General features: G+C 64.2%; 25 protein-coding genes, 1 tRNA gene and 1 other RNA gene. 21 read left to right on the top strand and 6 right to left on the bottom strand.

Annotation, left to right across the window (positions count from 1 at the left end):
• Nucleotides 1–2: 2 nt before the first annotated feature.
• From ACZ6YI_RS03390 to ACZ6YI_RS03435, 10 genes are all read left to right on the top strand, one after another.
• A complete protein-coding gene (locus ACZ6YI_RS03390) occupies nt 3–929 on the top strand; it encodes an RES family NAD+ phosphorylase (RefSeq protein ID WP_465777430.1) in 927 nt (308 codons plus the stop codon).
• A 205-nt stretch (nt 930–1134) separates the two neighbouring features.
• Nucleotides 1135–1764 (top strand): AbiU2 domain-containing protein, encoded by a 630-nt coding sequence (locus ACZ6YI_RS03395; RefSeq protein WP_465777431.1) that lies wholly within the window; start codon nt 1135–1137, stop codon nt 1762–1764.
• A 245-nt stretch (nt 1765–2009) separates the two neighbouring features.
• Nucleotides 2010–2495 carry a helix-turn-helix domain-containing protein gene (locus ACZ6YI_RS03400; RefSeq protein WP_465777432.1) on the top strand — a complete coding sequence of 162 codons (486 nt, stop codon included), beginning with the start codon at nt 2010–2012 and terminating at the stop codon, nt 2493–2495.
• 379 nt (nt 2496–2874) lie between these two features.
• Entirely contained in the window at nt 2875–3210 is a 336-nt protein-coding gene (locus ACZ6YI_RS03405; protein WP_465777433.1) for a hypothetical protein, read from the top strand.
• A gap of 188 nt (nt 3211–3398) precedes the next feature.
• The gene (locus tag ACZ6YI_RS03410; protein ID WP_465777626.1) at nt 3399–3524 is read left to right on the top strand and encodes a DUF2188 domain-containing protein; all 126 of its coding nucleotides are present in this window, start codon (nt 3399–3401) and stop codon (nt 3522–3524) included.
• Between the two features lie 412 nt (nt 3525–3936).
• On the top strand, nt 3937–4695 hold the full coding sequence (locus tag ACZ6YI_RS03415; protein WP_465777434.1) for a hypothetical protein: 759 nt from the start codon (nt 3937–3939) through the stop codon (nt 4693–4695).
• Nucleotides 4692–5459 (top strand): hypothetical protein, encoded by a 768-nt coding sequence (locus ACZ6YI_RS03420; RefSeq protein WP_465777435.1) that lies wholly within the window; start codon nt 4692–4694, stop codon nt 5457–5459. Before ACZ6YI_RS03415 ends, ACZ6YI_RS03420 begins: the two co-directional genes overlap by 4 nt.
• Nucleotides 5460–5711: 252 nt before the next feature.
• Nucleotides 5712–5942 carry a DUF2188 domain-containing protein gene (locus ACZ6YI_RS03425; protein ID WP_465777436.1) on the top strand — a complete coding sequence of 77 codons (231 nt, stop codon included), beginning with the start codon at nt 5712–5714 and terminating at the stop codon, nt 5940–5942.
• Between the two features lie 198 nt (nt 5943–6140).
• The gene (locus tag ACZ6YI_RS03430) at nt 6141–6716 is read left to right on the top strand and encodes an MltR family transcriptional regulator (RefSeq protein WP_465777437.1); all 576 of its coding nucleotides are present in this window, start codon (nt 6141–6143) and stop codon (nt 6714–6716) included.
• A 223-nt stretch (nt 6717–6939) separates the two neighbouring features.
• The gene (locus ACZ6YI_RS03435) at nt 6940–7809 is read left to right on the top strand and encodes a S1 family peptidase (protein ID WP_465777438.1); all 870 of its coding nucleotides are present in this window, start codon (nt 6940–6942) and stop codon (nt 7807–7809) included.
• On the opposite strand, the gene ACZ6YI_RS03440 is transcribed toward ACZ6YI_RS03435, so the two are convergent.
• The 3 genes from ACZ6YI_RS03440 to ACZ6YI_RS03450 all read right to left on the bottom strand — a co-directional run bounded on the left by ACZ6YI_RS03440 (nt 7806) and on the right by ACZ6YI_RS03450 (nt 9294).
• A complete protein-coding gene (locus ACZ6YI_RS03440; RefSeq protein WP_465777439.1) occupies nt 7806–8111 on the bottom strand; it encodes a hypothetical protein in 306 nt (101 codons plus the stop codon). The two genes, ACZ6YI_RS03435 and ACZ6YI_RS03440, sit on opposite strands and share 4 nt — an antisense overlap.
• Nucleotides 8112–8301: 190 nt before the next feature.
• Nucleotides 8302–8982, bottom strand: coding sequence for an MgtC/SapB family protein (locus ACZ6YI_RS03445; RefSeq protein WP_465777440.1), 681 nt, complete (start codon nt 8980–8982; stop codon nt 8302–8304).
• A 69-nt stretch (nt 8983–9051) separates the two neighbouring features.
• On the bottom strand, nt 9052–9294 hold the full coding sequence (locus tag ACZ6YI_RS03450) for a hypothetical protein (protein WP_440328841.1): 243 nt from the start codon (nt 9292–9294) through the stop codon (nt 9052–9054).
• 175 nt (nt 9295–9469) lie between these two features.
• Here ACZ6YI_RS03450 and ACZ6YI_RS03455 point away from each other — a divergent pair, with 175 nt between their 5' ends.
• Nucleotides 9470–10135, top strand: coding sequence for a class I SAM-dependent methyltransferase (locus tag ACZ6YI_RS03455; RefSeq protein WP_465777441.1), 666 nt, complete (start codon nt 9470–9472; stop codon nt 10133–10135).
• Between the two features lie 10 nt (nt 10136–10145).
• Here ACZ6YI_RS03455 and ACZ6YI_RS03460 read toward each other — a convergent pair whose 3' ends face one another.
• Nucleotides 10146–10553 carry a hypothetical protein gene (locus ACZ6YI_RS03460; RefSeq protein ID WP_465777442.1) on the bottom strand — a complete coding sequence of 136 codons (408 nt, stop codon included), beginning with the start codon at nt 10551–10553 and terminating at the stop codon, nt 10146–10148.
• Between the two features lie 154 nt (nt 10554–10707).
• Between ACZ6YI_RS03460 and ACZ6YI_RS03465 the strand changes: the two genes are divergently transcribed.
• Both ACZ6YI_RS03465 and ACZ6YI_RS03470 read left to right on the top strand, forming a co-directional pair.
• Nucleotides 10708–11991, top strand: a complete 1284-nt coding sequence (locus tag ACZ6YI_RS03465; RefSeq protein WP_465777443.1) for an Nramp family divalent metal transporter — start codon at nt 10708–10710, stop codon at nt 11989–11991.
• A 50-nt stretch (nt 11992–12041) separates the two neighbouring features.
• On the top strand, nt 12042–12452 hold the full coding sequence (locus ACZ6YI_RS03470) for a DUF6165 family protein (protein WP_465777444.1): 411 nt from the start codon (nt 12042–12044) through the stop codon (nt 12450–12452).
• On the opposite strand, the gene ACZ6YI_RS03475 is transcribed toward ACZ6YI_RS03470, so the two are convergent.
• Nucleotides 12453–13532 (bottom strand): glycosyltransferase family 9 protein, encoded by a 1080-nt coding sequence (locus tag ACZ6YI_RS03475; protein WP_465777445.1) that lies wholly within the window; start codon nt 13530–13532, stop codon nt 12453–12455.
• A gap of 45 nt (nt 13533–13577) precedes the next feature.
• Between ACZ6YI_RS03475 and ACZ6YI_RS03480 the strand changes: the two genes are divergently transcribed.
• From ACZ6YI_RS03480 to ACZ6YI_RS03515, 8 genes are all read left to right on the top strand, one after another.
• Complete coding sequence (locus ACZ6YI_RS03480) at nt 13578–14303, top strand: 3-deoxy-D-manno-octulosonic acid kinase (RefSeq protein ID WP_465777446.1); 726 nt, start codon at nt 13578–13580, stop codon at nt 14301–14303.
• Nucleotides 14300–15058, top strand: coding sequence for an MBL fold metallo-hydrolase (locus ACZ6YI_RS03485; protein WP_465777447.1), 759 nt, complete (start codon nt 14300–14302; stop codon nt 15056–15058). The genes ACZ6YI_RS03480 and ACZ6YI_RS03485 overlap by 4 nt, the downstream gene beginning before the upstream one ends.
• A gap of 80 nt (nt 15059–15138) precedes the next feature.
• Nucleotides 15139–15229, top strand: a tRNA-Ser gene (locus ACZ6YI_RS03490).
• 23 nt (nt 15230–15252) lie between these two features.
• An RNA gene (gene ffs / locus ACZ6YI_RS03495) (signal recognition particle sRNA small type) lies at nt 15253–15349 on the top strand.
• Nucleotides 15350–15426: 77 nt separating this feature from the next.
• Nucleotides 15427–17115 carry a DNA polymerase III subunit gamma/tau gene (gene dnaX, locus ACZ6YI_RS03500; protein WP_465777448.1) on the top strand — a complete coding sequence of 563 codons (1689 nt, stop codon included), beginning with the start codon at nt 15427–15429 and terminating at the stop codon, nt 17113–17115.
• Nucleotides 17112–17435 carry a YbaB/EbfC family nucleoid-associated protein gene (locus ACZ6YI_RS03505; RefSeq protein ID WP_440326442.1) on the top strand — a complete coding sequence of 108 codons (324 nt, stop codon included), beginning with the start codon at nt 17112–17114 and terminating at the stop codon, nt 17433–17435. The genes dnaX and ACZ6YI_RS03505 overlap by 4 nt, the downstream gene beginning before the upstream one ends.
• Before the next feature lie 17 nt (nt 17436–17452).
• Nucleotides 17453–18055: a recombination mediator RecR gene (gene recR / locus ACZ6YI_RS03510; RefSeq protein ID WP_465777449.1), complete on the top strand. Its 603-nt coding sequence runs from the start codon at nt 17453–17455 to the stop codon at nt 18053–18055.
• 18 nt (nt 18056–18073) lie between these two features.
• Nucleotides 18074–18418, top strand: coding sequence for a histidine triad nucleotide-binding protein (locus tag ACZ6YI_RS03515; protein ID WP_465777450.1), 345 nt, complete (start codon nt 18074–18076; stop codon nt 18416–18418).
• A gap of 53 nt (nt 18419–18471) precedes the next feature.
• Here the strand turns inward: ACZ6YI_RS03515 and ACZ6YI_RS03520 are convergent, their stop codons facing one another.
• Nucleotides 18472–19080: a Slp family lipoprotein gene (locus ACZ6YI_RS03520; RefSeq protein ID WP_440326438.1), complete on the bottom strand. Its 609-nt coding sequence runs from the start codon at nt 19078–19080 to the stop codon at nt 18472–18474.
• Nucleotides 19081–19107 lie beyond the last annotated feature (27 nt).

Genomic DNA, 19107 nt, shown 5'->3' on the forward strand with positions numbered 1-19107 from the left:
CCATGAACTTGGACGACTGCGACCGTATCTTTAACCGCGCGCGCGAATCTTCGACCGAGGCCGAGTTCTGTCACGTCATCGAGCCGTTATTTCAGTACTACGCGGTGCTGTCGATTGAATTGGGTCGGGGTAGCATCTTCTGGCGTGCCCGCATCATCGAAACCGACCCATACAAAAACGTCGGTGAGCTCGACTATCCGCCTGTGGCGTATGCCAAGCGCGGGCGACTGAACGACCAAGGCGTCCCGTGTTTTTACATTTCAAACCGAAAAGAGACGGCATTGGCGGAGGTCCGTCCAGAGGTCGGCCAGCGTGTACAGCTCGCTGGATTCCGGATATTGAACGAAGCCCCAATTTTCCTTGCTGTCATCGGGGAATATGCCAATGTCGAAAAGAGCGGGTACATGCATTTCGTTGGCGCAGACCCGGACCTGACCATCGCGCGGGGCCTCAACAACATGCCTGTCCATGAGGCGCAGCGACAGATATACATCGACCGGTTTTTCTCCACCGTTCTGGCCGACCCTGACGCGTCAAGCAACGGATACATGTTCAGCCGAGCCCTTGGTGCCACGATTCGTGCCCGGAACCACGCAAAGGGTATTGTTTTTCCGAGCGTGCAGGACCTGGGAGGATTCAATGTTGCGGTCGACGCTGACGCCTCAGACGAGTCCTTCCACAACGTGTGTTGCCTTGTTGTTGAAATCGGAAAGAAGCGGCAGTTCGGCTTTTTCGACCATGTTTTTACACAGTCAGCAGAGCGGCTCGATGACGATGGCAATTTCGTATGGAAAGCAGAGGAGCGTTTCTGGCACATGGGTGTTTACAACATGAGCAAGGAAGAGTTCGAGGCAGCTTCTGGAAATCCGGACGACCCGAATGCGCTCCTCGACATGCTTGGCAGGCGAAAGCCGGCGTCTGACGGATAATCCCTTCCTCGGGGCCTCTTGATAACGCCCGCCGTCTTCACTGGTTCGCGTAGAGCTGCGCTTCCCCTCTCTGGTGTCCGTTACGCAGAGTATTCCCGAAACGGCGCCCTATACCGCTGCCTGATTTCCGGATGCCTCTGGTGGTGCCGGGCCTGCACGGCCGACAGTCCTTCAGTACACGTACCCAAACCGCGAGGAGTTGAACATGCAGCACGCAGACGGGCCGGACAGGTTTGCCGAAGTCATGGGCGAGGACCTTGGCGAGGTTATGGCAGTCCTCGACAACAAGCTGGTTGAACTGCAAGTGGTGTGGCTCCAGTACCGGCAACTCTTTGGCACGAACGAAGACACGGTCCATCTCCTGAACCGTGCAGCAGGGCTGTTTTTCCAGATTGTCCAGGACCAGCTATGGGATGGGGTCCTGCTCGGGATTGCCCGGATGACGGACCCGGCCAAAAGCGGAAGCAACAGGAACCTCACCATCCACTCTCTTGGTCCGTTGATTGCCGACATGGCTTTCCGGTCCCGGGTCGATGCCCTGTGTGCGGACGCATTGGAGGAATGTGAATTCGCCAGGGAACACCGGAACAAGCGAATCGCCCACCGGGACCATCGTCACGCAGTAGACCAAAAGGCCCATCCGCTTTCCGGCATCAGTCGGGCTAAAGTGGAACGCATGCTCGATTCACTGCGCAAGGTTCTCAACGCCCTCCATCACCATTACCGGGACACCACAGTCCTTTATGAGGACTTTGTCGACCACTCAGGAGCGGAGCTGCTGGTGCATCGGCTGGAAAAACTGGAGCGGCTGCAAAAGCCGGGCCTGACCGTCTAGGAAAGACTTTCCTTTCTTGGCGTGCCCCTCGTGCCCCTGGACTGGTCATTGGTGTCCAGTCGCTTATGGTTCTGTGGTCCTGCTAACCGTGGTGGGGTCTGGTGGTGTTTCTTACCGGTCATTCCCGTCTCCTCCTAGAAGGAGACTTTTACGCCCGGTCGGAGGAGGCGTGGATGTCTCCTCGCGAATCCTTGTGGCTGCGCCCCGGCGGCCCTAGATTGAAGTCGTGACGCAAGGATACCTCCATGACGACGACCCCGAAAAAGAAAAGACCCGCCCAGGAACCCGAACCGAAGAAGCCTCCCTCGTCCAATTCGGCGGACGCGAAGTGGGGAAAGATGGTCATGGCACGGGGTTTCGTCATCATCCCCTCCATCCTGCTCCGGGCCCAAGGGCGACTTGGCCTCTCCGGCACCCAGCTTGCGATTCTTCTCCAGCTCATCGACTGGTGGATGGATGCAAAAAAGCATCCTTGGTCGAAGAAGGAGACCCTGGCCGACCGCATCGGCATCTCCGAACGGCAACTCCAGCGACAGGTGGCCGAATTGGAGAAGGCGGGGTTGGTCCGGCGGGTGGAAAAAATCACCAACCACGGCAAGCGGCCGAATGGTTACGACCTGTCCGGACTGGTTGCCCGGCTCAAGGCCCTGGCTCCCGAATTCAAGGCAGCGGCAAAGGCGTCGACGGACGTGGAAAAGAAGGGCGGGGCGGGCGCCAAGAAGGTGACGTGATTCATTCAGTTTTCGGTCAGTATCGCAACCCTAGCTTCGTTCTTGTTTTTCGAAGTCCCTTTCAAAACGAGAAAAACAAGAACTAAGTAGCATTTTTTTCGCGAAAAATCAAGTCGCTGTCAAGTCTTTACGGGAGACCTTGGCAGGCATAAGGTTCGTGTGAAGGGAATCGGCCGCCGGCATGGGGCAAAAAAAAGGAGGGTTGAGCCTTGGAACTCAACCCTCCGGCGCGCACCCGGAGGCGCGCGGCGCAGCCAGTCTTGGGGACAGGGTGCATCTGCAAATTATTCCTATTGACCATCAATAGGCAATAGCAGGGCATTCCAGACGGGTTGTTGCTTCATGGATTCCGGGACCTCCATCCCAAAAGGAAAACACCATGCTTAGCTTTACGACCAGCAATCCCCAGGGGCTTCTCGCCGCGATGAAGAAGGCCATCGACCAGGGCCATGTCACGACGTGGAAGTACGACTCGGACGGTGATTTCACCCACGCCCCGGACCAGTGGCGCGGAAAGGCCTGGCTCCGCCCGAAGGTCGTCTCCGGTGAGCTACAGTTCGGAATCCTGTTCCCCAGCGGGCAGCAGCAGACCAGGCTGCTCTATGCCGTCTACCATGGGCGCTTCATCGAGATGGCTATGTCTCACTTCGACAAGTCGTTTGGAGTGGCGGTCGGAACGGCCCTGGCCAAGACGCCCGACGTGATTGCAGCTTGACCCTCTGGCCGTCCCGAAAGGGGCGGCCTTTTCTTTGGCGGCACCCGAGGCCGCCTGTTGTACCCATGCAACCCATCGAGGGCTCCCCATGAAACGGTATGACCTGACGAAGAAAGCGGATGGCTGGGCATTGACCGGCCCAGGGCGCGCAGCGGGCCAGCCTGAAGGCTGACACCAAGGCCGAAGCCATCCACAAGACGCAAGCCTTCATGGCCGACAAGGTCGGCTCGGTCCGTATCCACAAGGAGAACGGCCAAATCCAGGAGGAGCGGACCTACCAGCGGAAGGACGACCCCCGTTCCAGCAAGGGGTGAGTTGACGACGGAGGGCCGGGGCATACCGGCCTTCTTTTGACCCGATGAGGTTAGGCGAGGTATTCGGGCGAAAGGGAGACACGCAGGGTCCCTGTCGCGCAACCGGTGCCCGTTTGCCCGCCACCGACCTTCAGAAAAGCTGTATCCACCAGAGGAGAGTACCGATGGCATTGCGGCGACCCCAGCCACCGCGTCCTCCCCGGCCCCCGAAGCCGCCGGACCGCATCCAGAATATCCAGACCGTTCGCCCCATCGGCAAGACCAAATGGGTCCGGGCCCACTGGCGGTGGGACTACGGGACCCATCGTTGGGAGTGGGTCCTGGGGCACTGGAGTAAATAGGGACCGGTTTGCCTGCGGACCGGGGTAAACTGACCCCGCCGCCGGCTTTGGGCGGTTACAGGGGAAAATCCATGCATCCGAGACTTCGCCAGGGAGCGGCGGTTCTGCTGCCCCTTTTTCTATCGTCCTGCGCCACCGCACCCAGCGGTCCGCCGCCGCCGTCCTCGCTCCTCTTTCCCGGTGGACAGGCGTCCTACATCGCTCCCCGCATGGCCACAGCCTGTGCGGTCGGGGGTGGCCGTCTGGTCACCAACACGGTCACCCTGGTCGAGTGCACCATGCCCATGGGCGACTCCTTCAAGGAAAACATGTACCGGGCGCTGGTGGTCGAGCAGCGGGGCGCGTCCAACCCGGATTTCCACTATCAGTGGACCTTTATCGATTCGCCCGAGGGCACCCTGGCGACCGCCCACACCTGGATTGAGCACCAGAACGCTTTCGGGAAGACCACTCGGGACGATGTCGGCCCCGGCATGGCCGGCAACATCCTCCGGGCAGCCGTAGACGCCTGGAATACCAAGCATCCGCAGGGTGCGGCCGTGGCCGGTCCGGCGACAGGTCAGGGGGCGGGGAGCACGGCCCCGGTGACAGCGGCCCCGGCCGCCGTCTCTGCTCCTCCTGTTCCGGCAGGTCCGGCAGCCGCCCAGACCATGGACGGCGACCCGGCAGAACTGATGAGCGCCAAGACCGTGGCAGCCAAGCAGCAGTGCTCCAACGTCCGCCGGTATGGCACAGGCTACCGGGCCACGTGCAATTCCTTTGACCTTGTCATGGAGTGCGTGGCAGGCAGCTGCCAGCCGGTCCACACCATGAGGTCGGACCAGCCGTGAAGGTTGAACCGGTCACGCCGGCCCCCTCCATTCTGGATCCCGTCTTTGACCGGGCCGGCGACACGCTGAGGTTTGCAGAGCACCTTCTGGTCAAGCGGGTGAAGGTGCAATCTCCCGAAGCCCTCGTGGTCATGGACTCGGTTTGGCATGTGCCGGGTTTCCTGTTCCTGGGGCTTGGTCTCAATGCCAAGCGGTTGGGACTGACCGCCCTCATGGTTCCGGTTTGGTGGCTGATTCTTTCGGCCATCGCGCTCTACGACAGCGCGCTGGGCCGGCCGTCGTCCGGTGGACTGTGGTGGCCTGCGGCCCTGATGGCGATGGGGACAATGGTGTTCCGCCTCCCGGCAGGCGGGGCTCTCGATGGGGTCAAGCGGACCGCCGTCCTGCTGCTTGCGGTCTTTGTCCGGAACCGTTGTCCCACCGAGGAGGGCCTGGCCGGGGTCAAATCGGCCATTGCCGCACTCCAGCCGCTGGCGGCCGCGCGGAATGCCCGGTTACAGGCCGTCGTTGGTCTTCTTTGGGGCGGCCTGACCTGGTGGGTGCTCACCTGGGTGCTGGGAAACGGTGTGGCCCAGACCACGCGAAGTGAGGCCGCCGGGTGGGCCATCGTGGCGGGGGTGTTTTTTGTCCTCGTCGTTCTTGCCTGGACCAGCTACGCGACGGCGTCCCGGGTCTTCTGGCTGACCGTGGACCTGGCGGTGGCCGAGGTCGAGGCCGGGACGGTGCCTTTGGAGATGGCTCTTCCGGAAGGCGTCCGCCTCTAAGTTCTTGAGCCAGCAAGATGCTGGAAAAAATCCCCTATATCTTGTGTTGACCCCGTCACCGCGCCTCGATATGTTGAGGACGGGCACAAAAAAGCCGCCTGGTGGCTAGACCAGACGGCCGGCGTGCCCAAACAGCACCACGGTAAGGTGGCGTTGGTCTGGGACGGTTGAGCATGTCCACGGTACCGATTCCCCCTGCACGCCGTCAACCGGCGGCGGCCGTGGTGTCATCCAACTTCATGGAGACATCCAATGACTCTGAAACGGTATGACATCACCAAGAAGGGCGACAGCTGGGACCTGACGGCCCACGGCGGCCAGCGTGCCACGTTCAAGGCTGACACCAAAGCCGAAATCATGCAGAAAACGCAGGATTTCATGGCGGACAAGCACGCCACGGTCCGCATCCACAAGGAAAATGGCCAGTTCCAGGAGGAGCGGACTTATCAGCGGTCCGACGACCCGAAGTCCAGCAAGGGCTGACGTGATGTGGGAAGGCCGGCATTAGCCGGCCTTCCTTCTTTCGGGAGGTTTGTCGGCAGGCAACGCGAGGGGCGCCGTGCCAGTGCAGCGGGGCCTTCCCGACCCGGCAAGGAAAGCTTTTTGCCGGCCCAGGCCGGCCTTGAATGTCGGAGCCGTGGCTGGTCATGATGCGCCGGCCAACATTAAAAAGGGCGTGGTATGACCGAGACGGCACCCGCCGCCGACCTGATTGAAGAATCTGACCGGGGATGTGTCCTGGTGGGCGCTGCCATGCTCGAAGAAGGGCTTGCGGAGCTTTTCAAGGTCGTTTTCAAGAAAAATGCCATTCCAGGCAAGGTCGAAAAGTCCCTGTTTGACGCCAACGGTCCGTTGTCGACCTTCTCGGCCAAAATCAAAATGGCATACGGGATGGGTTTGATAGACCGGAAGGCGTTCGATGACCTCGAACTCATCCGCCGCATCCGCAACGAGTTCGCCCATTCGCCGGCCAAGGTCGACTTTGCAGATGGCCGATTCAAGCCCTTGGTGGAAAGCCTCAATTCCATCCAGGACATCCTCAACGTCATGCCTACCTATGGCGCGGCGGATGGTGTTCCCCCGGACGAATACGAGCTGAGAAAGGCCGGATACATCAAACGGACAAAAGCACTCTTCGCCTTGGGCGTAAAAAGTCTAGGTGTGACATTGATGCGGGCCCAACTGCACGTGCTCGGCGCTCCTGTGCCGATGCCGCCGGCATCGGTGTTGGCACCCAAGACTTCCCTTATGCCATAAACGGCGGGGTTGACGGTGGTCTTCGCAGACCCAAGAATCCGGGTCACATACCAGTACACCGGTTTGGGCCTGTGAGGTATGGGAGGGAAGGGGAGAACTGTTTCCCACCCTCTCCGCCATTATCTGTATCGTTGAACGCCCAGAGATCGAGAGATCGCTGGGCGTTTTTCGTTTAGGGGACCAGGTCGGTCGCCGCATGGAATGGCACGATGGGGATGGAAGCATGAAGTGGACTCTTGTCTTTTGCCTGTGGGTGGTCTCGAGCGCGGCTGGCGCGGTTATCACCCGGGCGGACGTCGATGACGCGAAGTATCGCGTTCCCGCGTCGTCGTTCCCCGCACTGGCGGACCTGCCCGGGGAGGGCCACGGTGTTCTCATCGCACCGACGTGGGTCGTCACCGCCGCACATGCAGCGCCCATGCAGATGCAGGGCATGGAGACTGACGTCTCGATTGGCGGCGTCGCGCGCAAGATCAAGCGCGTCGTCATTTATCCGGGCTACCAGAAACTGCCCAGCGCCCTGGTCGATGAGGCGCTCAAATCGGGCGACCTTTCCAGGATTTCCGCGTTCCTCGCATCTTCCAACGACATCGCACTGATCGAACTCGTATCGCCGGTGACCGGCATAGCACCGGTGCCGCTTTATCGAGGAGACGCTGAGGTCGGTATGACGGCGGCGCTCATGGGGAAGGGAGCCACCGGCGATGGTGCCAGGGGCCAGGATCCTGGCAGCTCGCACCGCACCGTTCTGCGCCGCGGCTTCAATGTGATCCTGGGGTCCGATGAGCGCTATGTCTGGTATCGCTTCGATGCACCCCCTTCCGCGCTACCACTGGAAGCGATCACCGGAAGTGGCGACAGCGGTGGTCCGTTGTTCGTCGGGGAAGGAAACGCGAAGCAACTGATCGGACTGGCTTCCTGGAGCAGGTATCCGAAGAACCACCCATTCTGGAAGACATGGACGCCGGACCGGCCGTTCGTCGAAGGTCTCTACGGCGTCATCGTGTATGCCGTGCGGATCTCACGATATGTTCCATGGATAGACAGCGTGATGTCGGCATCCGCGAAGAAGCCCGGGCTTAGCGCGCATTAGTGCGGAGGTAACCGCGTACCGCTTGCCTGCACATAGGCTGGCACCTGGATGATCATCGGTGGTATCGCCGATGACGCGGCGGGCGAGGTGCTTGATGCGCGTGATGCAGAATTGACGGCCAGGAAAAGGCCCGAGAAGCCCAGGAACAGACTGATCACCGTCGCGATCATCCAGGCATTGGTCGTTGCGATGGCCTTGTGGAGATCCGCCCGCACTTCGCCGATATCCGCCTTTGTTGCGAGCGTCGGTAGGATGGCTTCGACCTGGGCGATGCGTTCCGAGATGTTGGTGCGTACGTTCACGTCGATGGGAGGCACATGGGCGGCTGGACTTGCTTCCGATCATAGGCACCGTGGCGTTGCGTGCAAGCCAGAGTTTGCCATTAGTCGCTGTCAGCGCTGCGCTTGCCCGCGGTGGATGGCGCGTCGCAAGCAGTCGGTGTCAGCACTGGGCGGGTGCGGCTTACGGAAGATCGGAGTCTTGCGCGAGTACTCAACCCTCATACGTCACCGACGTAACCCCCTCCACACCGCGCATCGCATCGGCGAGCGCGGCAAGCTGCTCCCTTCGTACTGGCTTGGCGAACAGGATCGTGACGCGGTCATCACCATCCGGCTGGCGGCGCAGCACGGTTTTCGAGAACGGAAGATGCTGATCCGCGAGAGCAGTTTCGCATGCGGCTAGCGCGTTGATGCCGCTTAGCGTGGCTACGACGCGCGGACGTCGGCTGCGTTTGCCGGTCAGCCGATGCTCGAGCGGCTTCAGCACGGCAAGGATGACCCAGATAAGCGCTGTCGCGATGATCGCGCCCCAGTAGAGCCCGGCACCAGCGGCGAGCCCCACGGAGGCCACCGCCCATAGGCTGGCCGCGGTCGTCAGTCCGCGCACGATCTGGTCGCGCTCCACGAACAGGATCGTTCCCGCGCCGAGGAAACCAATACCGCTGATCACTTGTGCCGCGATGCGCGATGGGTCCAGCACGACGTGCTCGTTGCCCAGTACGTCGCTGAAGCCGAAGGCGGAGACGATGAGGGCGAGCGCCGCGCCGACGCCAACGAGCATGTGAGTGCGCAGGCCGGCAGTCCATTCGAGGCGGCCGCGGTTGATGCCGATGACTCCGCTCAGGGCGGCTGCCACGGCCAGGCGCAGGAAGATGGCCAGAGGGCTAATCATTCGTGCAGCCTAACCATGGGTAGGTCTAGGAGGCGTGGATCGCGCGCAAGCGCGCTCCTACCGCAGGCGTCAGGCTTCGAGCGGGTCGTCTTCGTGCAGTTCGTCCATCCAACCACGTCGGCGGTGGAGGACCCATTCGACGTGTTCGGAGAAGAGCACGTCGATCGGCGCGCCCTGGTCCATGGCCGCGAGTTTTCCGGCCGTGACATTGCCAAGGTGCTCCGCCTGGTCGGCATAGCCCTCGATCCCCTCGCGCTCGAGCTGGGCGAGGACCTTGCGCAAGTTCTGATGGCGAGCGTGCTGGACCGGCATCGGAGGTGGATTCCCTGACTGTACAGAGCACATCGGCGGAGATGGCGCGGGCTTTAGCGTGCCCGCCAAGAGGGCGCCAGAAACGGACGTGAAGCACATTTTCGGCAATCGGCATGGTGCACTGCGGCGTCATCATGCGAGGCTCCCTGATCCCCACCCCACGACGAAAGCCCCCATGCCCGCCCAGTCCTCCAAGGCTTACGACAGCCAGTCCGTCTATTCGCCCGGCACCCTTGCCATCTACGACACCCTGGTCCTCCGGATCTCCAATCCCCTGGTGTGGCGCTGCCCGACCTCGCGCATCCTCGATCTGTATAACCAGCACGTCTCGGCGTCGCATCTCGACGTCGGCGTGGGCACAGGCTGGTACATGGATCACTGCCGCTTTCCGCCAGAGCCGCGCCTGACCCTGATGGATCTCAACCCGAACTCACTCGCAGCCGCGGCGCGCCGCGTCGAGCGGTATTCGCCTGACACACACGTGGTGGACGTGCTCAGGCCCATCGAAGGACACGACACGACGTACGGTTCGATCGGCGTGACCTACCTGCTGCATTGCCTGGCGGGCGACATTCGCCAGAAGGCCGTGGTCTTCGACCACCTCATCCCGCTGCTGGCGCCGGGTGGCACCCTGTTCGGCGCCACCATCCTCGCCCAGGGCGTGCCGCGCACGAGCACGGCGGTGAAGCTCATGGGGTTCTATAACAAGAAGGGCATCTTCGGTAACGCACGCGATTCGCTGGATGACCTGCGCCTTGCGCTGGCCAGCCGCTTCAACGACGTGCGCGTCGATACCGTGGGTTGCGTCGCGTTGTTCAGTGCGAGAAGCCCTTCGCCCTGAGGCAAGCGCCTCAGGCGGTGCGCTGCCCTTCCATCCAGCCTGGGAGGGCGGCGTTGACGTTGTTCAGCAGAGCGTCGAGGTCGTGGGCCTTCTGCGCCAGGACGCGCGCGCGTTCGACTTCCCGCTCCTGCTCCTCGGCCTCGTCGTGCCCGGCGGCGTTCACCGCTTCAACAATCAGGCGTGCGTATTCCGCCACAAGGTCTTCCGACGGTACGCGGAACCAGATCCGGCCTTCGACCCAGCGGATGTCGGGTGAGGTGTGCCTCGAAAACGTCTCGTCACAGCGACCTGCGAAATGCGCGAGCCAGCGCTCGCCGGGCGCGGTATCCAGCTCGGCCAGGATGCAGAAGCCGATGTCGTCCTGGTGGGCGGCGTGGAACCCGGCGATACGGGGGATATGGCGGGTGATCGTGGTCATGGCGGCTCCTGGCGGACTGCACGTATAAGCCCGGCCGCGTCGATGGCTTGCGAAGCCTCGCCCGTCGGGTAGCGGGCAGGGTTTTCCACGCGCCTTGCACGCTCCCGGGGCTGTAATGCCCGTGAACGCGATGTGCGTATACGCAGGCGACCGGGTGAAACAAGACGTCAGGCAGGCACGCGATGCCAGGGTGATGCAGGAGGTACTGCACGGCCGGCGCCGCGGGCTGGCCGCGCTGGCGCCGTTCGCCGGCCCGGCGATGGTCGTTTCTGTCGCGTATATCGATCCTGGTAACTTCGCGACCAACATCCAGGCCGGTGCCCGGTACGGATACGCCTTGCTGTGGGTGGTCGTCCTGGCCAATCTCGTCGCGATGCTGTTCCAGAGCCTATCCGCCCGGATAGGCATCGTGACCGGTTCCAATCTCGCCCAGTTATGTCGACAGCACCTGCCACGGCCGCTGGTCTGGGTCATGTGGGTCGTCAGTGAGTTGGCCGCCATGGCGACCGATCTGGCGGAATTCCTCGGTGGGGCGATCGGCCTTGCCCTCCTTTTCCACATGCCCCTGCTCGCGGGCATGGTCATCACTGGCATCGTCACGTACCTCCTGCTCCTGCTCGAAGGGCAGGGCGCGCGGCGCCTGGAACTCACCATCGGCGCGCTCGTTGGCGTGGTCGGCCTGTCTTACCTTGTCGAGTTGTTCATCGCGCCGGTCGATTGGGCGGCTGTCGGCCTGCACGTATTCAAGCCCGACCTGCCGGACGGCATGGCGGTGGCGCTGGCCGTGGGCATCATCGGCGCGACCGTGATGCCGCACGCGCTGTTCCTGCATTCGGGCCTGACCGAGCGACGCGTAAGGGCAGGCAACGATGTCGAACGGCAGCGGATCATTCGCCTGTCCAACCTGGAGGTCGTGCTGGCGCTCGCGGTCGCCGGCCTGATCAATCTCGCCATGGTGATCATGGCGGCCAGCGCCTTCCATGGTGGGCACCCCGATGTCGCGAAAATCGAGACCGCTTACCAGACCCTCGTGCCCTTGCTCGGCGGTGCGGCAGCGACGATTTTTCTCATTTCACTGATCGCTTCGGGATTTTCGAGCTCCGTGGTCGGAACCATGGCCGGGCAGATGATCATGCAGGGCTTCGTGGATTTCCGGATCCCGCTGTGGCTGCGCCGGGCGGTCACCATGGTGCCCAGTTTCGCCGTGGTCGCGGCAGGCGTCGATGCGACGCGGGCACTGGTGCTGAGCCAGGTGGCGCTGAGCATCGCCCTCCCGTTCCCGATGATCGCGCTGGTGTGGTTCTCGGCCCGCCGGCGGATCATGGGCGCATTCCGGATAAGCGCGGCGACGACCGTGCTGGCGGTGATCTCGGCGCTGGTCGTGCTCGCGCTCAACGTCGTCCTATTGCTGGATACGTTCGGGCTCGTGTCGCTGTAGCCCAGCCAAAACTGCTAACCTCCCGCGCCTGACCTGACGGAGAGCGCCCCATGAGCCTGATCGAAACCCCGGTGTCTTACGGTGAGCTTATCGACAAGATGACCATCCTTCAGATCAAGCTGCAGGAGATCAAGGACGAGGCCAAGCTGGCCAACGTCCGCAATGAGCTCGAATTGCTTGAGACCACCTGGGCGAACCATGCCGCCTCGAAGACGGACATCAAGGACGAGACCGGCCGGCTGCTGGCGGTGAACAAGCGCCTGTGGGATATCGAAGACCGCATCCGCGTGAAGGAAAAGGCGCAGGAATTCGATAACGATTTCATCCAGCTCGCCCGTTCCGTCTATTTCGAGAACGATGAGCGCGCCGCGGTGAAGCGCGAGATCAACCTGAAGCTCGGCTCCACCCTGGTCGAAGAGAAGTCGTACAAGGACTACGGCGCGAAGCCGAAGTCGTTCTGATCAACCCCGCAAGGGGATCCTGAGGAAATCGGCGCAGGCCTCGAAGCGATCGATCATCTCCGGCACCTCGACGAGATCCATGACACCGGGCTTCTCGATCTTGGTGCCCCAGGGAATCTCAGCGGCAGGCTTGCCGAAGAACTTCCGTGACGCCGCGTCGTACTTGTCCACGCACCAGCGTCGGTCGGAGTACGGCCCCGAGCGATGCGGGTTGCTCGCCGCATGCAGGCCGAGCACCTTGGTGCCGGCCGCATTGGCCATATGCATGGGGCCGGAATCCGGTGTCAGGATCATGCTCGTCCGGCCGAGCAGGGCCATGAAACGCTTCAGCGTGTCCTTGCCGGTAAGGTCCATGGGCGGAGCCTTTACCGCACCGAGGATCTGGTCAGCCAGCTCCCGTTCGGCGGGCGAGGGTCCGCCCACGAGGGCCACGCGCATGCCGCGGGCCATGGCATGGTCGATGACGGCGGCATAGCGGTCGACGCGCCAGTTGCGCACCGTGTGGCTCGACATGGGGCTGACCAGCAAGGTCGGCACATCGCCCGGCAGCTGCTCGGCCGCCCACGCGTGCGCCTCGTCCGGCACGGGGATATCCCAGCGCACCTCGGTCTGCTTCAGGCCGAGCGGCTCGATGAAGCTGGCCATGGCGTCGAGCACGTGCTCACCGGTGCGTGCGGGGATGCGCTCGTTGACGAACAGCCCATGCAGGTCCTTGGACCGGGCCCGGTCGTAGCCGATGCGCCGGTCGGCCTTCACCGAAAGGCTCAGCAGGTTCGAGCGTAGCGCGACCTGCATATGCAGCAGCGCATCGAAGCGCCGGCCGGCCAGGGCCTCGCGCACCGCGCGCACGCCGTCGCGGCCCTTGCCCTTGTCGAACAGGACGAACTCCACGCCGGGCAGGTCGCCCACGAGCTTCTGCTCCAGCTTGCCCACGATCCAGGTGAGCCGGGTCTGCGGCGTCGCCGCCTGCAGGGTGCGGATGATCGGCACCACGTGCGTCACGTCACCGATGGCGGATGTCCGCAGGATGCAGAGGCTGGAATCTCCCGACGGGAGGGGGCGGCTTGCTAGACTGGACACGATCGGGTTACCGGATAGGTGGCCGCCCGGCGGGCGGCCCTTCAGATGACAGACCAACGAGTAATGGAGGCCGCGGGCGGCACGATTCTGTTCGACGCGGCCCGCGCAGCTCAAGTCGATGATGACTGGTTCACGCCGGACGCCTGGGCCAGGCAGGGCGCGCTGCGCGCGCAGGCCGGCGGACGTGGTGGCGTCGCCATTATAGATACGCCGGCGGGCGAGGCGGTGCTGCGCCATTATCGGCGTGGCGGCATGGTGGCCGCGTTGCTCGGCGACAGCTATCTCTTCACGGGTGCCGAACGCACCCGGAGCAGCCGGGAGTTCCGCCTGCTGGCGGAGCTGGCCCGCCGTGGCCTCCCGGTGCCGGCGCCCCTGGCCGCCAGGCACGTGCGGCATGGGCTGGCGTATCGCGCCGATCTGATCACGCTGCGTATCCCCGAGGCGCGAACGTTGGCCGAACGCGTGGCCGATGGCGCTTTCAACGAAGCGCTGGCGCGCCGGGTCGGTGAGCTCGTGGCGCGTTTCCATCGGGAGGGCGCATGGCACGCGGACCTCAACGCCCACAACATCCTCGTGAACGGCGACGGCCTGTACCTGATCGATTTCGATCGCGGCCGCCTGCGCCGGCCATCGGCGCGCTGGCGCCGGGCCAACCTCGCCAGGTTGAAGCGCTCGCTGGTGAAGGTGGGTGCTCGCGAGGGCGGCGACATGTTCGATGAAGTGCTTTGGCCCGCCGTGGTCCTGGCTTACGAGGAGGGATTCCGCGCGTGACCTACGACCTTCGATTCCTCGGGGCGGGTGCGGCACACGCCGTGGAGCTTGGCTCCTCAGCCGTGGTGCTGGAGCGGGATGGCAAGCCCCTGTTACTGGTCGATTGCGGGCCGGACACGCTGGATCGCTACGTGGAAACCTACGGCGCGCCGCCGGCGGCGCTGTACATCACCCACACCCACATGGATCACGTCGCGGGCATGGAGCGGCTGTTCTTCCGCCTGTGGTTCGATGAAGCACTGCGCGGCCGAACGAAGGTGTTCCTCCACGCCGCGCTGCTGCCGTGGCTGCAGGGCAGGGTGGCCGATTATCCGGGCGCCCTGGCGGAGGGCGGTGTGAACTACTGGGAGGCCTTCCACCTGGTCCCGTGCACCCGTGGTTTCTGGCACGAGGGCCTCTGGTTCGACGTTTTCCCCACCCGCCACCACGTGCAGGGCACGTCGTTCGGGCTGGCGCTGCGCGGCAGCTTCGTCTTTACCGGCGATACCCGGCCAGTCCCCGAGGCACTCGCGCTCCACGGTGCCTCCGGCGAGTTGATCGCCCATGACTGCGGCGTGGTCGGCAACCCCTCGCATACGGGCGTCGATGACCTCGAACGTGAATATGCGAGCGAGCTCCGCGCACGCATGGCGCTTTACCACTACGGCAGTGTCGCCGACGGCGAGACGCTGGTGGCGCGAGGCTATCGCGTGGCGCGCCCCGGCGAGCGCCTGCCCCTGCCCGAGCCCGCTCCGGTGCGCCCCACCGCGGGGTAGGCGCTTGTGCGGGGCGGCGCATGCCGTTATCCTTCCGCTTCTTTGCCGGGACGGATGCCGGGAAGAGGAAGTACCCGTGCGGAGAGGTGTCCGAGTGGTTTAAGGAGCACGCCTGGAAAGTGTGTATACGTTAATAGCGTATCGCGGGTTCGAATCCCGCCCTCTCCGCCAGTTTCACGTCTTTATGGTGGCCCTGTCGGTCCCCCCGCGACGATAGTCCGTAAACTCCGCCAGGTCCGGAAGGAAGCAACGGTAGCGGATGATTCGGGTGCCGGGGTGTGGCTGGCAGGGTCATCGCCTTTTCAGGCCGGCGCTTTCGCCCGCCACGTCTCCTTGGCACAATCGACTGTCGCCCCAAGGTAGATCGCATGTCCTATCAGGTTCTCGCACGCAAGTGGCGCCCACGGAAGTTCGCTGAACTCGTGGGCCAGGAACATGTCGTTCGCGCGCTCACCAATGCGCTCGATAGCGGGCGCATGCACCACGCCTACCTGTTCACCGGGACGCGCGGCGTGGGCAAGACCACGATCGCCCGTATCTTCGCCAAGTCGCTCAACTGCGAGCGTGGCGAATCCGCGGATCCCTGCGGCGAATGCGCGGTGTGTACCGCAGTCGATGCCGGCCGCTTCGTCGACCTGCTCGAAATCGATGCCGCCAGCAACACGGGTGTCGACGACGTGCGCGAAGTGATCGAGAACGCGCAGTACGCGCCGTCTCGCGGCCGGTTCAAGGTGTACCTGGTCGACGAGGTGCACATGCTCTCCAAGCCGGCCTTCAACGCATTGCTGAAGACGCTGGAAGAGCCGCCCCCGCATGTGAAGTTCCTGCTCGCGACCACCGACCCGCAGAAGTTGCCGGTCACGGTGCTGTCGCGCTGCCTGAAGTTCAACCTGAAGCGCCTGCTTCCCGACCAGATCTCGGGCCAGATGAAGCACATCCTCGGCGCCGAGGCCATCGAGTACGACGACGAGGCGATCGCTGAACTCGCGCATGGCGCGGATGGTTCGCTCCGCGATGGCCTTTCGCTGCTCGACCAGGCCATCGCCTATGGCGGCGGCGTGCTGCGTGCGGGCGATGTGCGCGCCATGCTGGGTAGCGTCGAACGTGGCCAGGTACTGGGCGTGATCGAGGCGCTCGCAGCGGGCGATGGCGCCGCGCTGATGGCCGAGGCCGATCGCATCGCCTCGTTCTCGCCGGATTTCGGCGGCGTGCTCGATGATCTCGCCACGGTGCTGCACCGTATCCAGCTCCTGCAACTGGTGCCGGGCTACCGCGGCGAGGAAAGCGATGCCGGCCTGGCTGCGCTCGCCGAAACCCTCTCGCCAGAGGACGTGCAGCTTTACTACCAGATCACCACCAACGGCCGCCGCGAGCTGCCGATGGCGCCGGATGCGCGCATCGGTTTCGAGATGGTGCTGCTGCGCATGCACGCGTTCCGCCCGGCGGATGCAGGGCAGGGCGCGCCCGCACCGCGGAGCGTGCCGGCGCAAGCCACCACCCCGGCCGCAACGCGCCAGTCGCCACCGCCGGCTGCAGCGGCACCACGCCAGGCTCCCGCCGCACCGGCCCAGGCACAGGCTGCCCGCGCCCCCGCGCCCACCGCCGCCCCCGCTGCACCGCCGCCGGCGCCCGCCGCGCCGCCGCGTCCCATCAGTACCGATGCCAACGGGCTGCCGGACTGGCACGACATCGTGGAGCGTGCGCACCTGCGCGGCCCCATCGGCCAGCTGGCGCAGAACTGCACGTTGCGCGGGCTCGAGGGTGACGCCATGGTGCTCGCCCTGCAGCCGCAACACATGCATCTTGCCGTCGAGCCGCTTACGAGCCAGATGGAAGAGAAGGTTTCGAATGCCCTGGGTCGCCGGGTGCGCTTCCGCTTCGTCGCGGAAGGCGGCAACCTCGGCACCCCTGCCGAGCGCCGCGCACGGGCCGCGAGCGATGCCCAGGCCAACGCCGAGGCATCGATGGATGCGGATCCCCTCGTGCAGGCGCTCAAGCGCGACTTCGGTGCGCGCGTTATTCCCCAATCGATCAAACCCGTGGAGCCAGGAACATGAAAGGTCAAATCGGTCAGCTGATGCAGCAGGCCCAGCGCATGCAGGACGAAATGAAGCGTGCGCAGGAAGAACTGGCGAAGACGGAAATCACGGGTAGCGCGGGTGGCGGCCTGGTGACCGTCACCATGACCGGCGGCCACGAAGTGCGCAGCGTGCATATCGACCGCCAGACGTTCGCCGACGACCCGGAGATGGCAGAGGATCTCGTTGCCGCTGCGGTAAACGATGCGGTGAACAAGATCGCTGAAGTCAGCCGGAGCCGCCTCGGCGGCGTGACGTCGGGCCTGAACCTGCCGCCCGGCTTCAAGATGCCGTTCTAAGCAGGCGGCACGTCACGATGAGCAACGGTTCCCGCCTGCTCGGCGAACTGATCGATGCCCTGCGCTGCCTGCCGGGCGTCGGTGCCAAGAGCGCGCAGCGCATGGCCTTCCACCTGCTCGAACGCGAGCGGCAGGGAGGCTTGCGCCTTGCTTCCGCGCTGGATTCCGCCATGAGGGACGTCGGCAACTGCACGCGCTGCCGTAACTTCAGCGAGACGCCCGTCTGCACCTTGTGCGCCAGCGCCACGCGGGATCGCCAGGTGCTTTGCGTGGTCGAATCGCCCTCGGACCTCGCGGCCATCGAGCAGGCGACCGGCTTCCGTGGGCACTATTTCGTGCTCCTGGGCAGGCTCTCCCCGCTGGATGGCCTGGGCCCTGAAGAGCTGGGCCTGCCCCTGCTCGTGGAGCGCCTGGGCGAGGGGGAGGTGGAAGAGATGATCATCGCGACCAACCCCACCGTCGAAGGCGAGGCCACCGCGCATTACATCGGCCAGCTGGCCCGGGCGGCCGGCATCCGCGCCACGCGGCTGGCGCACGGCGTGCCCCTCGGTGGCGAACTCGAGTTCGTCGACCGGGGCACGCTGGCCCACGCTTTCGGCAGCCGGCAATCGCTCGGCTGAAACCCTTAGGAGATGGCAGTGACCGATACGATTTTCGCCAAGATCGTCCGCCGGGAGATCCCGGCCGATATCGTCTACGAGGACGACGAGGTACTCGCGTTCCGCGATCTGAATCCGCAGGCGCCGGTGCACGTGCTGTTCATTCCCAAGCGGGCGATTGCCACGCTGGATGATGCTGTCCCCGGTGATGCGGAGCTGCTTGGCAAGCTGTTGCTGGCCGCGGCGGCGTATGCCCGGGCGCAGGGGCTCGGGAAGGACGGCTACCGCACGGTGATCAACACCAACGGCCACGGTGGCCAGACGGTGTTCCATATCCATGTCCATCTGCTGGCGGGCCGCCAGATGCACTGGCCGCCAGGTTGAGGTTCATCGGATAACGAAAAAGCCCGGCGCGAGCCGGGCTTTTTCGTTGGCGGTTACCTGTGCGGGCGCGGCGGCGGCGCCGGGCGCACGATCACCGTGCGCGGGCGGTACCAGAACGGATCACCCCACGGGCCATAGCCATACGGGCCCCAGCCTGGACCCCAACCCGGACCCCAGCCTGGGCCCCAGAACGGGTCGTAGAAGCCTGGCGGGTAGCGGGTCACCGGTACGCGCTTCGGCCACAGGTAGACGACGTCGGCTTCCACGCGCGGGTAGGCGTAATCGAAATCGCCCACCTTCTGCGAGACGGCACCATGCAGGGTGCCGGTGACCGTGATCTCGCGGCCGCGGGTGAAGACTTCCGGATCGTAGAAACCATCGCGGCAGGCGACGAAGCGACCCTGGCTCTCGGCCTTGCTGGCGGTCGGGCGGGCCTCATCATCGAGCGGCTGGGAAAGCACGAAGAAACAGGTCTGCTGCGGGCCCGGCTCGGTCTTGATGATCTCGCCACCCCAGCGCACCTTGGCTCCCGGCGCGCCACCCTGCTGCGCACTGACGGTGCTCACATCGTTGAACTGGCCCTGCAGCGGCTGCGGTACCGTGGCGCACGCGCCCAGCGCGAGGGTGGCAGCGGCGATGGCCAGCGGTTTGTACATGGACATGTCACTCTCCTGGAGGCGACGGACACA

The sequence above is a fragment of the Luteibacter sp. NPDC104163 genome, from assembly GCF_055584245.1.

Excerpts from the sequence above, each read along its gene's own strand:
- ACZ6YI_RS03430 (WP_465777437.1), top strand. The coding sequence starts at position 6,141 with ATGACCGAGACGGCACCCGCCGCCGACCTGATTGAAGAATCTGACCGG.
- ACZ6YI_RS03455 (WP_465777441.1), top strand. The coding sequence starts at position 9,470 with ATGCCCGCCCAGTCCTCCAAGGCTTACGACAGCCAGTCCGTCTATTCG.
- ACZ6YI_RS03450 (WP_440328841.1), bottom strand. The coding sequence starts at position 9,294 with ATGCCGGTCCAGCACGCTCGCCATCAGAACTTGCGCAAGGTCCTCGCC.
- ACZ6YI_RS03445 (WP_465777440.1), bottom strand. The coding sequence starts at position 8,982 with ATGATTAGCCCTCTGGCCATCTTCCTGCGCCTGGCCGTGGCAGCCGCC.
- ACZ6YI_RS03425 (WP_465777436.1), top strand. The coding sequence starts at position 5,712 with ATGACTCTGAAACGGTATGACATCACCAAGAAGGGCGACAGCTGGGAC.
- ACZ6YI_RS03390 (WP_465777430.1), top strand. The coding sequence starts at position 3 with ATGAACTTGGACGACTGCGACCGTATCTTTAACCGCGCGCGCGAATCT.
- ACZ6YI_RS03415 (WP_465777434.1), top strand. The coding sequence starts at position 3,937 with ATGCATCCGAGACTTCGCCAGGGAGCGGCGGTTCTGCTGCCCCTTTTT.
- ACZ6YI_RS03405 (WP_465777433.1), top strand. The coding sequence starts at position 2,875 with ATGCTTAGCTTTACGACCAGCAATCCCCAGGGGCTTCTCGCCGCGATG.
- recR (WP_465777449.1), top strand. The coding sequence starts at position 17,453 with ATGAGCAACGGTTCCCGCCTGCTCGGCGAACTGATCGATGCCCTGCGC.
- ACZ6YI_RS03435 (WP_465777438.1), top strand. The coding sequence starts at position 6,940 with ATGAAGTGGACTCTTGTCTTTTGCCTGTGGGTGGTCTCGAGCGCGGCT.
- dnaX (WP_465777448.1), top strand. The coding sequence starts at position 15,427 with ATGTCCTATCAGGTTCTCGCACGCAAGTGGCGCCCACGGAAGTTCGCT.
- ACZ6YI_RS03400 (WP_465777432.1), top strand. The coding sequence starts at position 2,010 with ATGACGACGACCCCGAAAAAGAAAAGACCCGCCCAGGAACCCGAACCG.
- ACZ6YI_RS03505 (WP_440326442.1), top strand. The coding sequence starts at position 17,112 with ATGAAAGGTCAAATCGGTCAGCTGATGCAGCAGGCCCAGCGCATGCAG.
- ACZ6YI_RS03460 (WP_465777442.1), bottom strand. The coding sequence starts at position 10,553 with ATGACCACGATCACCCGCCATATCCCCCGTATCGCCGGGTTCCACGCC.
- ACZ6YI_RS03520 (WP_440326438.1), bottom strand. The coding sequence starts at position 19,080 with ATGTCCATGTACAAACCGCTGGCCATCGCCGCTGCCACCCTCGCGCTG.
- ACZ6YI_RS03395 (WP_465777431.1), top strand. The coding sequence starts at position 1,135 with ATGCAGCACGCAGACGGGCCGGACAGGTTTGCCGAAGTCATGGGCGAG.
- ACZ6YI_RS03470 (WP_465777444.1), top strand. The coding sequence starts at position 12,042 with ATGAGCCTGATCGAAACCCCGGTGTCTTACGGTGAGCTTATCGACAAG.
- ACZ6YI_RS03480 (WP_465777446.1), top strand. The coding sequence starts at position 13,578 with ATGACAGACCAACGAGTAATGGAGGCCGCGGGCGGCACGATTCTGTTC.